Origin of the sequence: Thiofilum sp., assembly GCF_016711335.1 — a bacterium.
Lineage (GTDB): Bacteria > Pseudomonadota > Gammaproteobacteria > Thiotrichales > Thiotrichaceae > Thiofilum.
In genome coordinates, this window is sequence record NZ_JADJTF010000001.1 from 3,899,039 (window position 1) to 3,912,027 (window position 12,989).

Here is a 12,989-nt window from a genome sequence, read left to right on the forward strand (position 1 = left end):
CTATTACTCTTCATGCACGTCAAACTTACGGTCAATTTGTCCCATGCGCCACGCATAGAAGAAAATCAGAACTACGAATACATAAATTGAACCTTGTTGGGCGAACCAAAAGCCAAGCTTATAGCCGCCTAATCTGATGCTGTTCAATGGCTCAACTAATAAAATGCCAAACCCGAACGAGACAACAAACCAGATAACTAAACATACCGTAAGCAAACGCACGTTTGCAGCCCAGTATGCCGATGCATTATCAGAATTCATCGATAGGACTCCTCCATTAAAAACCTCAAACAGTTAACTTCACATACACATCATTTATAGGTATAAAATCCCTATTGCAATGATGTGCGTCTAAAAACCGACCATCCCCTAACCTACATTTCATCATGTAACTATGAAATAAGTATTTGGAGCAATCGACTAGCTGCTGTGTGCAGTGATTATTATTGATTTGTGCTAAAACTCAGTCCTCGAACTGGGTCTTAGTGATCGCTTCATAGAGCAATCTTATCTTACGGGTGCTTTGTCGGTTATCCTAATGGATACGTAGTAGGTAGGCAAGCCTTTAGAATTTTAAATCTGAGCTTAACGCTAAATTTTAGATAAAAACGATCATAATACCTCGATTTCAGCAGTGACACTTCTAACTACCAACTACTTAAGTATTTATGTGGCAGATGAGCGGTAGTAGCTAGAAATAATTAATCCTTTCCTTATTGTTTACACAATTACTTCAATCAGCTTGCTATACTGGTAACATAATAAGACAACAGCAACAGCGGCTCCTACCCAAACCGCTAATTTCAGATTCCGATTTGAATCCCTAATCCGGTTGAACTGTAATTTAATGATATAAAACCTACATAGAATCCGACTTAGGAGAATATTGCGTGACTATTAAAGCTTTAATTGTGGCAGGTTTAACCACTCTTACCCTCACTGCAACCCCTAATTTATGGGCTGGCAATGTGTCTTGGAGTATCACTATTGGCAATGGGGGTCATGGTGGTTATCGCCCCCATTATCGTCCTCATTATATCCGTCCGCGCCCAGTAGTAGTGGTTAGCTCTAGACCTGTCTACCATCGACCACGCCCCGTCGTCGTACATCCCCGTCCAGTCTATGTCAAACCGCGTCCAGTGGTGGTAACCCATCGTCCTAGACCTGTCTACCATCGACCACGCCCCGTCGTAGTGATTCAAAACCGCCCTCATTATAATTATCACCGCCCACGCCCCACCGTGGTTATAAACCGTGGTAACTATCATCGCGGTGGACATTATCAGCGTGCCCGCCACTCCGGTGGTTATAGATCACACTCTGCGAATAGCCGCCTTTATTAAAATTATTAATTAGTACGCTAATTAATATGCTTACGACGGGATGGTACTGGGTGATCATCCCGTTCACTCCGAAATCCACCTAATCGCGTCGCATGGCTACGCTTAATAATCGTGCCGTTAAATCGACTATAGGAATGACTCGCTCATAAGGCATACGCTTAGGACCAATCACCCCTAATACTCCAATATGTTCTTCTTCTAACGAGTAAGGTGCGGTGACTAGGCTACAATCATCAAACACATCCAGTCCTGCTTCGCGCCCAATGAAAATCTGCACACCATCCGCTTGAATACTTTTGTCTAACAACGACAATAGCTCGCGCTTTTGATTAAATGCTCCGAATAATTCGCGTAATTTGCTTACATCCGATAAATCATCATAGGACATGAGATTAGTTTCACCCGCTATTACACAATCGTCTTTAGACTCCACCTCAGCATGATCAAACGCCTTTTCACCTAACTCAATCGCCGACAGCATCAATTGATTCATCGCCTCACGATCTTGATTCATCGCTTGCAGCAACACCTCACGCGCTTGTTGCAGGGTTTTCCCTGTTAAGTACTCATTTAAAAAACTAGCTGCCTGATGTAATTCAGAGGTGGTAAACGCTTGATCTACGTGAATAATACGGTTTTGTACCTCATTACGCTCTAGGACTAACACGACTAAGATTTGATGCTGAGAAAGACGCAGGAATTCTATTTGCTTAATCAGGGCAGGCTGGCGGCGGGGTAAAGTCACCACCCCCGTTAACGAGGTAATCATTGACAACATATTAGAGGCGGATTGCACCAAAGAGTGTGCATCTAACTGAGTACTAAAGCGCCCTTGCAATTGTTGAATATAAAGCGCATCTAGTGGCTTAATCTGCACTAACGAATCGACAAAAAAACGATAACCATGTGAAGTAGGAATGCGACCTGCTGAGGTATGTGGCGAATGGATATACCCCATATCTTCTAAATCCGCCATCACATTCCGAATCGTCGCGGGGCTTAAATCCAAACCACTGCGCTTAGCTAAGGTGCGAGAACCTACGGGCTGACCGTCTTGAATATACTCCTCAATCAACACCTTTAAGACTCGCTGCGCACGCTCATTTAAAGTGGGCATTAATGTTGAAGATTGCATGGGTCTCATAACCTATTTAACTTAACTCCAGTCCCTCTTATCATCATACTCTATAGTCTACACCAAACAAGAGCCTCTAGACTTAACTAACTTAATGCTTTTGCGCTTAGCAGCAAACTAATTTTAATTCGCACCCAATCAAGCGCTTAATTAATCCTCACCCCAGCCAATAAACAAGCCGCTGGAGGTTAGTCCAGCGGCTTGTTATAGCTTAAGTTAGCTAGGATAACCCTTGACTATTGTGCTTGCGGTATCCCTCCATTGATCACGAAGTTAGCGGAGAAGGTGGTACTGGCAGGGTGTAATAACACATTCCCGATCACAAGGTTAGTGTCATTGTTTGGCCCTGCAAAGAGAGTGTATCCATTCATATCCACATCCGAGGGGCGATAACCGGCTAGCAGGTAGTTACTATTGAGTAAGGTATTTCCTTCATGCAACAGTACGGGACCTAATAGGTCGTTAATATCATTACTAGGACCATTGGCGATAATGTGATTACTCTTATTGGTGTCTCCTGCCCAGAGTAGGGCAGTCGTATCGACCACTAAGCGAGCATGGCTACCAGACACCGCTGTCGCGGTTAAGGTGAAATCCACTAAGGTCGGTACAGGGCTGAGCGGTAACGCACTCGCACTCATCACACCGAGGTGATTACGATGCCGTAGGGTGACATAGTAATTACCCGCCGTGAGGCTGGCAAAGGTCAGATCCACACTACCCGTATCCGCCGTCACCACATCACCATCACGTTGTAATAGTGCGGCTTGTGTTGCTAAAACGATAGTCGGGGTAGTCGCATCCCGTAACTCCACTAAGACCCAATCGACTAGGGCTTCTGCACCTGTGGTGCTGAGTAGTGCCACATTCGCTTGCTCTGTTCCCGCATAATTGAAAGGAACCATACTATAGGGTTGGGTACTAGGGATTAGATTAAGGGTACGTAAGGAGTCGAACATCAACCGATTTTCGCTATTAAACGGTCCTTGTAAGAAACCCTTAACCCGCAATACGACACCTTCGCCTACATCCGTGACCGTGACACTAATGTCTTGCACATCGGTACCGCCATTACCGTCCGAAACGGTGACTTGGACTTCGTACACATTGTCAGTGCCTACGTCCGTGGGCGCTTCATAGTCCGGCGCACTGATGAAGGTCAAAACACCTGTGGTGGCATTGATGGCAAACTTAGCCACATCCGCTCCGCCACTGATGCTATAGGTCAAGGTATCGGTAGCATTCGCATCGGTTGCTGTAACCGTTGTTACTGCCGTTTGATTTTCAGGCACACTCAGCGCTGCGGTTGCACCGCCACCGTCGCTAGTAATCACCGGAGCAGCATTATTAAAGCAATCGACCGGAGTACCATAATTACCTAAGTAATTATTATCACTAGCTGTTCCCCATCCGCTATTAGTGAACTGATTGCTCGGTACACTATTGACTGAATTAGGTAGCTGGTTAAAAGCATCACTCTCATCCATCACGTCCACTACACCAATACAGGCATTCGGATTCATGAAGTTGAACACCTCTAGCTCTGTCCCTGCTTGCCAATTAAATTGATCCGTCGCTAAGGGCGCGAAGGTAAAGGATAGGTAGTCCACACTGGTGCTTTCCGTAGGGGCATCGGTGCGTGAACTCACTGACCACGTAACACTAGGTACTAGGCTCTGTAAGTCATTCACTAAGAACTGATTCACACCGGTTCCCGTCGGAACAGTGAGGGTGATTTGTCCGGTAAAGCTGATATTAGGTCCTTGAGTCATGGCTACCGTGGGACGCATATAGACGTGATAACGTCCATCAGGAGTACGGCGAATGGTGTATTCCAAGACCTTTTCTGAGAAATCGGTGACCGTCACCGCAATACTTTGTACATCCGTACCGCCATTACCATCCGAGACCGTTACTTGTACGTCATAGACATTATTCGCTCCTACATCGGTAGGAACTTCATAGTTAGGTGCACTGATGAAAGTCAGTACCCCCGTGCTAGCATTAATATTGAACTTTGACGCATCATTCCCTCCCGTAATGCTATAGCTTAACGTATCTCCATTCGCATCCGTAGCAGTCACCGTCGTCACCGCCGTCTGATTCTCCGCTACACTCAGACTCGCACTCGATCCCCCTCCATTACTCGTGATCACAGGTGCTACGTTTTCATTCACGTCCGTAACCGTCACCGCAATACTTTGTACATCCGTACCGCCATTACCATCCGAGACCGTTACTTGTACGTTATAGACATTATTCGCTCCTACATCGGTAGGAACTTCATAGTTAGGTGCACTGATGAAAGTCAGTACCCCCGTGCTAGCATTAATATTGAACTTTGACGCATCATTCCCTCCCGTAATGCTATAGCTTAACGTATCTCCATTCGCATCCGTAGCAGTCACCGTCGTCACCGCCGTCTGATTCTCCGCTACACTCAGACTCGCACTCGATCCCCCTCCATTACTCGTGATCACAGGTGCTACGTTTTCATTCACGTCCGTAACCGTCACCGCAATACTTTGTACATCCGTACCGCCATTACCATCCGAGACCGTTACTTGTACGTTATAGACATTATTCGCTCCTACATCGGTAGGAACTTCATAGTTAGGTGCACTGATGAAAGTCAGTACCCCCGTGCTAGCATTAATATTGAACTTTGACGCATCATTCCCTCCCGTAATGCTATAGCTTAACGTATCTCCATTCGCATCCGTAGCAGTCACCGTCGTCACCGCCGTCTGATTCTCCGCTACACTCAGACTCGCACTCGATCCCCCTCCATTACTCGTGATCACAGGTGCTACGTTTTCATTCACGTCCGTAACCGTCACCGCAATACTTTGTACATCCGTACCGCCATTACCATCCGAGACCGTTACTTGTACGTTATAGACATTATTCGCTCCTACATCGGTAGGAACTTCATAGTTAGGTGCACTGATGAAAGTCAGTACCCCCGTGCTAGCATTAATATTGAACTTTGACGCATCATTCCCTCCCGTAATGCTATAGCTTAACGTATCTCCATTCGCATCCGTAGCAGTCACCGTCGTCACCGCCGTCTGATTCTCCGCTACACTCAGACTCGCACTCGATCCCCCTCCATTACTCGTGATCACAGGTGCTACGTTTTCATTCACGTCCGTAACCGTCACCGCAATACTTTGTACATCCGTACCGCCATTACCATCCGAGACCGTTACTTGTACGTTATAGACATTATTCGCTCCTACATCGGTAGGAACTTCACAGTTAGGTGCACTGATGAAAGTCAGTACCCCCGTGCTAGCATTAATATTGAACTTTGACGCATCATTCCCTCCCGTAATGCTATAGCTTAACGTATCTCCATTCGCATCCGTAGCAGTCACCGTCGTCACCGCCGTCTGATTCTCCGCTACACTCAGACTCGCACTCGATCCCCCTCCATTACTCGTGATCACAGGTGCTATATTAGATGGAGTAGCACACACTACCATTTTAAAAGTATCCCCACCTGGCCCCTCAACCCCACGCCCCGTCATAGTAAAGGCTAGACTGGAGTAAGTTCCAACCACAGCTACTGAACCAGCAGATGTTCCTGTACTAGGTGTCATAGCAGACTCCTCTGTCGTGGCCGCCACTCCACCTAACTCCCGATGTAAACGATCTGTCCACACGACAAAATGTGGAGTTCCTGCTAGTCGAGTATAAGAAGCTCCCGCAGTAGTCGGGGAAATTACAGCCGAGCCTGGTACGCTGTAGCCTGCTGCACCAATACGATCAAGATGAATTACAGGATTAGTGACAGGTTGGCTAAAAGATAAAGTCATAGTTCCTGATGCTGCATCATTACTAGCAGGCAAACCAGCATTCTCTGGGGTAGTATCCCAATTATAAGTCGTTATTAAGGCAGGTGCTCCTTGGACACTGGTATCACTCCACGCATTAATCGTATTCATAGTAGATGCACCCATACCTGTAATAGATGCCCCAGTTGCGGCAGAAAAACTAGCCCCCACCGTCAGCGTACCCGCTGTTGCTGTCCAGTTTAAACCTGAACCAGTCCAAGTTCCTGTTTTGTTAGTACAAACTTGTGTACCACTAGGAGCTGGGTTACCTGTGGCAACAGTGAAAGCATAATCTTCGACTTCGCCATCGGGTTTATCAGCAGTAGTTTCCGTAATGTCATAAGGGAATGTGGGTGTTGTAGACCAACGAAAACGTGCATATACATTAGCTACAGCATAAGAGGGTACTGAAATACGTTGTACTATAGTTCCGACGCTGCCATTCCTATCTAATAGATCGCCATCACTGTTGTTAGACAATACTTGTTCGCCACCATCTGCAAAATCACCATCTCCATTCCAGTCAAACCATGCGTTTAAAAAACCTCCCGACCCTGTAACTAATGCAGTGATGTCTGCTTCTAAACCTTGTGTCATTGAACTAATCGTGATTCCGTTATCTGAGCTATTATCAGCATTGAGTACCGCACTACTCTCTGCTGTAACGGTTGCACCTAAGCGATAACCTGAAACAATCGTATGCCTCGCTGAACCATAAGTAGCAGGACCATCTGAATAATCATAGGCAACAGCAGCCGGACAAACATTCGCTGTTGGATTAACAAAGTTGCTAATTTGTGTTGAGGTTAGCGTAAAATTAGTAGTAGTCTCAAAGCGTCTAGGGCTAGTTTGAGATCCTTCAGGATCAGAGGGATTACTTTCTACTGCACCTGCCCATGATCCACCTTTTGAAGCAATTGCCGCTGCCGCCGCATTGCGCACTGCCTCCGTTTCATACTGTGTATTATCCATCGATAAAGCAACTACCGAAAACTTAACACCTTGAGTTTTTAACTTATTGTAGATAGTAAAGTTTGACCCATCATCAGGCTCATAGGCATAACCTGAACCATCAATTAGTGCTGAAGCCCCATAGAACTCTCGATTAGCATCCGTAAAAATAACAATTTGCAGAGGACGTGCCAAATCACGACTCAGTTCTTTAAGAGAACCTACGATATAACTAGAGGTAGTACTGCTATTGCCATCCAAACCATAGCTCATTTGATAAACCGCACCCGCCATATTATCCATAGCTAGACTTGTATCATAAGCGCCTCCTGCACCAAACTGACGTACTGGTGAGTTGATAGTTCCTGTTGAAAAATCACGCTCAAAATAGACATTCTGACCAAAATCCGACCCACCATAAGTCCCTGCATAATGTGCAACTGCAATACGTGTCGCCGAGTTAGCAGCACGCAGAGCATTACCCACGCTCACCACCGTAGAGGCATAAGTGGAATATTCTGAAGAATCAATAGAACCTGAGTTATCAAGGAGGAATAGTACATCTGTACCACCAGACGCTGTACAGCTTGTAGAGCCACCAATAGAAGGGACACTACCTGATCCACTAGCAGCAGGTGTTGTAAATTGCCCCGTACCACTAAAACCACTACTAAGAGTTGTTGAAAGCAGGGTATTGCCCCCTGATGTAACGGTCACACTAGCCCCCGCACCATTCCATCCATCACCATAACTATCTGTCATACGCAAGGTGTAGGTCGTACTATCGGAGAGGGTGTAGGTCTGTGAACCAGAGTAAGGTGTAGTGCTAGCCGTAAAAACAGCCGTAACAGCAGCAGTATTACTAGCATCATAAACTTGCACACTGTTTTCTGTAGCAAATTGCGGCCAATTGACTGTTACGGTCACACTGGCGGCCATCGCTTTAACGGGAATAAATATCAATAATAAAAGACAAAGCCAATAAAAATTGACCACAGCACAGGCTTTTTTCATTTTTTTTGTAGCTCACAATAAGTTTTTAATGTTAATAAGTAAATGAGCAATTAATCTTCATGATAATAACTTGACCATCAAGTCATAGGTTAGTCGTGCCTGTGGCAACGGATTGATCACTTGCAATTTGCTCACCTGCATCTAAAAAGTCACCATCACGGTTCCAGTCAACCCACGCATTCAAGCGTCCACTGGCTGATTGAATACTCACAGGGATACTGACCGTTTGACTTGCTGTCAATGAAGTAGGCATGGTGACACCATTTTCGTCATCAGTACCATTGGTATCATCACCCAGAGCATCAGCACTGGCTAAAGCAGCGTCATCAGCATCCACACTCGCCCCTAAGCGAATACCACTAATCGTATGTGAAGGAGAACCGTAAGAACTAGGAGCATCCGAGGTATCGGCATTGTCCGCTGAAAGCGTGAAGGCTGCTGCCCAACCACCTGCCACTGTTAAATTAGATGCTGCCGCAGACTGTAAAGAAAAGTTACTGGTTACTCCATTCTTAAACTGTGCGGAAGTACTTAAACCATCTGGTTCAGAGGTAACATAAGTAGGATCGGTATTATCAAAGCGTCCACCATTATTATTAGTCACCCCTGTCTGAAGGACGGTATAACCTGCCATAGCATTAAAGCCACCATTGGTAGTGGGCAAACCTGCTAACGACGTACCGACTACCAAGAAACCATCATTAGCATCATTGGGGGCTTGCCCAGCATCTAAGCTAGCCGCGCTTAAGGTATAGTTGCCCGCTGTGCCACCACTTAAACCATTAGCATTGGCTACTGCTGAACGTACAATACCAGTCTCTGTTTGCTCGACATTATTAAACACATACGCCATTAGAATAGAGTCGTCGCCGTCTGACTTAGGTGCATTCACATCGGGTAAGGTGATAGTGACAGCGCCTGAGCCTGCTCCCCCTAATAGAGTATTAATTTCAGACTCCATTAAGGCTATATGATAGCTCTCGACACTAAACAACGTGGAATTAGCAATCGGGTTATTAAAGTTGTCTAGTAAGCTAGTTTCCATCGTCACAAAACGTAAATCACCACTCGGTGAACCGCCGATGGTAAGCGCATTCATCTTATCGACTGTCGAGCTAGGACCTGCTACACGGGCGGTAATTTGATTAACTGCTGTTACGGGGCGTGCATAGTTATCAGATCCTACTCCATTATAGGGATTAGTCTTATCACAATCATCCGTAGCTAAGTTACAGTGATCACGCTCAAAAGCGGCAAAAATAAAGAGCACCCGATTTTTACCGGCTGGAATATTAAATCCGCTTATATTCGGTGTTCCCCCCGCTCCTGAGCCTTGAGAGGTAGCAATCGCTTGGTTTAATACAGTAACCTGAGCAGCTTGCGCATAGGCTAAAAACCCAAGCACATAGAATAGACCTATAGACAGTAAAGACCTGATAAGCCTATGACTTAAAAAACTACGGATAGGTTGTAGCACAACACTGTCCTCCCCATCATTAAAATTATAATTAAAATAATAATTTAAGCTTTATTATAACTTATCTAATACGACAGCCAGATCAAAAAAGCTTATTTTTACTATTAGTTGCTAGTTAGCTACTGATGTATAGCGTGGCTGGGCAATACATCAATAAGGCAGGAACTTACTTAGTTAAAGTGTAGATCTTGGTAAACAAATCTTTACACATAACCCCCAAAGAAACAATTATATCAATAAGTATATTTTATGAATTAATATGCCTTTTATCTTAATCACTTTAGCGCTACCACCTGACTTCAAATGCACGCGCAAAACCTCTACAGTGTATCTTTAGCTTACTGGATGATGAGTCATGGATTGCCAGCCCTTTTGTGGTGCATGTTGTATTGCCCAATCAATCTCTAGCCCCATCCCTTTAATGCCACAGGGCAAGCCCGCTGGTGTCACCTGTGTACATTTATTAGTAGATCAACGTTGTGCCCTATTTGGTTTAGCGACCAGACCTCAGGTATGTGCTGATTTTAAACCGGAACCAGAAATGTGCAGTCATGGACGCAGCCATGCACTTAACTACCTTACCGAATTAGAATATTTAACCAAACCGGATTAGCCCTAGGTGAATAAGTGCTTATTAATTAGAGCTTAAAACGACAAAAGCCACAGCATAGTGGCGTTCATCACTGACCGATAATTGATAATGGTGGATGTTTAATGCTTGAGCAGTTTGTAGGGTAGCACCGTGTAAAACGAGATAGGGCTTGCCCTCTGCCGTATAGCAGGTTTCGATTTCTTGTAAACGCGCTTTCTCCCCTACTCCCGTACCTAAGGCTTTAGCTACGGCTTCTTTAGTGGCAAAACGTTTAGCCAACCAAGCCGCAGGGTTCGCTAAGGTTCTAAAACGTTCTAACTCATTAGCATGTAATAAGCGCTCTACAAAACGCTGAGATTGCCCTACTAAAATCCGTTCAATACGAGCAATCTCAACAATATCTGTGCCAATACCGATGATCATACACAACTCTGAAAAAGAGTTAGGTTCCAAGCCTCAGCTTTTTGCTTTAAGGATTGAAACATAGTGGTTTTAAGCAAATCTTCTTTACTGAAAGCCATTCTCAAAAATTTGGCTAGGTCTTCATCGCCTATAGCTTTAGTTGAGTTAGGTTTGCAAATTTTACGCAGCACAATACAAATTAACTTTAAAGTATCATGCCCTTGACAAATCTCTTGCTTGGAATAAGTTGTAAGCACTTGGATATGATTATTAATCTGAGCTAGGTCAAGAGAGGCTAGTGAGCAAAAATCTACTTTTAATTGAGCATAGTTAAAATCAAAGATGCTCTTATCCTCATAACGATAAGGATTAAACTCATCAAAGCTGAAAATACATTTATTTTGAATATGCAAGTAGCGAAACGCACCAAATACACTAGCATGCTCTAGGATTGCATCTAATAATGGCTTTCCACTTTTAGCTTCAAACTCTTGGCACTTAGCTTCATCAAAGTATTCTAATTTTACTTGTGCTAAAGCATTACTATGAAGCATTAATATTTCTAGATCATGAGCATCGGTAAGTACTACTCGATCTGAATAGTTTAAATTATTAATACGATCAAAGTCAGCGTCTACTACACCTAGTACTTTTTGGTCTTTTTTAGTATCTAAGATGTTAGCTGCTGCAATAACATTATATTTTCCATCTGCCTTTATTAAGTATCTTTTCTCAACAAACTTAGCCCAAAATTTAATGTCACTTTCACCCTCTACTAGAAGAAAGCCACTATCATAAACACCCTCTAAAAGAATAGCAGCATTGACTGTTTCATTAATATTATAAACCAGCTCCTGAGCCTTACTAACACTCTCTGACATAATTAGGCGGCTTCCTGCTGCACATCGGCTTTGAAGGCTACCATTAGATTGGAGTGGTCGTTGATAATGCTAGGTGAGTGTGTAGCAAGGATTACGTCTATAGGGTTTAGCTCAATGATTTTAAGCAGGTCATCTACAAACTCACGTTGCCAACTGATATGCATTGAAAGCTCTGGCTCATCGATTAGCAAGAGCGTATTAGACTCTACTTTAAATAATAACTCGTAAATCAATATGATAAGATGCTGCTCACCAGATGATAAATCCACTAAATTAAGCTCTTTATTATTACGATCAATAACTTTAAACCCAAGCTCTTTGTCTATGATTATTTTCTTATTTTTAATTTTACTATTAGTAATATTAACAAAAAGCTCTATTTTTCTAGCTAATGGCTCAAGAATATTTAACTTACTCTTAATATCACTAGCATATAAACCTATTGAACTATACTTAGTAGGATTTAGATTACTTATGTCATCAAAACCAACAAAATCTTTTAACAATCCAATTTTTTCATATCTTTTTTTAATTAAGTTTATTTCTTGAAAAAGACTTTCTATCATAGATTTATCATATATAGTTTCGTCAGCATCAATAAGTCTCTTAGCAAAAGTTCTCTCCAAATGATCAGAAAAAACCCCATAACTGCCTAATGATGTTTTTATAATATCGCTTAAATCTTGCGGATAAGATCCAATTTTCAACCTAAAAGTGACAGAATTACTTTTATCATCTAGTAACTCTGAAAAAACCCTTAATATACTTATAAAACTACACTTTATTAGATAGCCTTCAAGAGCAGCAAAATAAGATGCTGCTATAAACATAGTAATTTTATTTTTATTTGTTACTTTACCTTTACTAAGAAACTCTAAATCAGATAATTCAATCAATTTAGGTTTATTAATTTTGGCATCATCAAAAATATTTATAATTTTTTTATAATACTTCTCTAATAGACCTGATTTAGAATCTACCAAATACCCGTTAATTGAGATACTCCACTCTTCACTGCTATTATCGGTGAATATAAATACATAATCATTGGTTTCCTTATCCTCAACAAAAAATTTTTTTATTTGTACAGATGCACCATTACTAAAGAAGAAAACCAGACTCGTAAAATCAAACTTCAATAAATTTTCATATTTAAACGAATAAAAGAGATGAACTAACTTTAAAAAAACCGTCTTCCCTACCCCATTTGGTCCGTGAATAATCGTCACACGCTCATCCTTGAGCTTCACCGTATGATCATACAAACCAAATAGCCCCTTCACACCAATCTCCACCACACGTACTGGCTCTTGATTATCCGATTTTTCAGCTACTTGATTCATATACCATTCTCC

9 protein-coding genes are annotated in these 12,989 nt (G+C 43.0%); 2 read left to right on the top strand and 7 right to left on the bottom strand.

The annotated features are described in order from the left end of the window. Window positions 1-3: 3 nt before the first annotated feature. Window positions 4-261, bottom strand: coding sequence for a DUF4212 domain-containing protein (locus IPL34_RS18245; RefSeq protein ID WP_296842927.1), 258 nt, complete (start codon window positions 259-261; stop codon window positions 4-6). A 629-nt stretch (window positions 262-890) separates the two neighbouring features. Between IPL34_RS18245 and IPL34_RS18250 the strand changes: the two genes are divergently transcribed. Then, window positions 891-1,343 carry a hypothetical protein gene (locus IPL34_RS18250; protein WP_296842928.1) on the top strand — a complete coding sequence of 151 codons (453 nt, stop codon included), beginning with the start codon at window positions 891-893 and terminating at the stop codon, window positions 1,341-1,343. Between the two features lie 79 nt (window positions 1,344-1,422). Here IPL34_RS18250 and hrcA read toward each other — a convergent pair whose 3' ends face one another. The 3 genes from hrcA to IPL34_RS18265 all read right to left on the bottom strand — a co-directional run bounded on the left by hrcA (window position 1,423) and on the right by IPL34_RS18265 (window position 9,687). Continuing rightward, entirely contained in the window at window positions 1,423-2,478 is a 1,056-nt protein-coding gene (gene hrcA / locus IPL34_RS18255) for a heat-inducible transcriptional repressor HrcA (protein WP_296842929.1), read from the bottom strand. 236 nt (window positions 2,479-2,714) lie between these two features. Then, window positions 2,715-8,282, bottom strand: coding sequence for a cadherin domain-containing protein (locus IPL34_RS18260; protein ID WP_296842930.1), 5,568 nt, complete (start codon window positions 8,280-8,282; stop codon window positions 2,715-2,717). Window positions 8,283-8,364: 82 nt separating this feature from the next. Further along, the gene (locus tag IPL34_RS18265) at window positions 8,365-9,687 is read right to left on the bottom strand and encodes a hypothetical protein (RefSeq protein WP_296842931.1); all 1,323 of its coding nucleotides are present in this window, start codon (window positions 9,685-9,687) and stop codon (window positions 8,365-8,367) included. 427 nt (window positions 9,688-10,114) lie between these two features. Here IPL34_RS18265 and IPL34_RS18270 point away from each other — a divergent pair, with 427 nt between their 5' ends. Continuing rightward, a complete protein-coding gene (locus IPL34_RS18270) occupies window positions 10,115-10,372 on the top strand; it encodes a YkgJ family cysteine cluster protein (RefSeq protein ID WP_296842932.1) in 258 nt (85 codons plus the stop codon). Between the two features lie 21 nt (window positions 10,373-10,393). Here IPL34_RS18270 and acpS read toward each other — a convergent pair whose 3' ends face one another. From acpS to IPL34_RS18285, 3 genes are read right to left on the bottom strand one after another with little or no spacing between them, the layout of a single operon-like run. After that, window positions 10,394-10,774, bottom strand: a complete 381-nt coding sequence (gene acpS, locus IPL34_RS18275; RefSeq protein ID WP_296842933.1) for a holo-ACP synthase — start codon at window positions 10,772-10,774, stop codon at window positions 10,394-10,396. After that, window positions 10,771-11,634 (bottom strand): DUF4435 domain-containing protein, encoded by an 864-nt coding sequence (locus tag IPL34_RS18280; protein WP_296842934.1) that lies wholly within the window; start codon window positions 11,632-11,634, stop codon window positions 10,771-10,773. The genes acpS and IPL34_RS18280 overlap by 4 nt, the downstream gene beginning before the upstream one ends. 2 nt (window positions 11,635-11,636) lie before the next feature. Then, the gene (locus IPL34_RS18285; RefSeq protein ID WP_296842935.1) at window positions 11,637-12,977 is read right to left on the bottom strand and encodes an AAA family ATPase; all 1,341 of its coding nucleotides are present in this window, start codon (window positions 12,975-12,977) and stop codon (window positions 11,637-11,639) included. Between the last annotated feature and the right edge of the window lie 12 nt (window positions 12,978-12,989).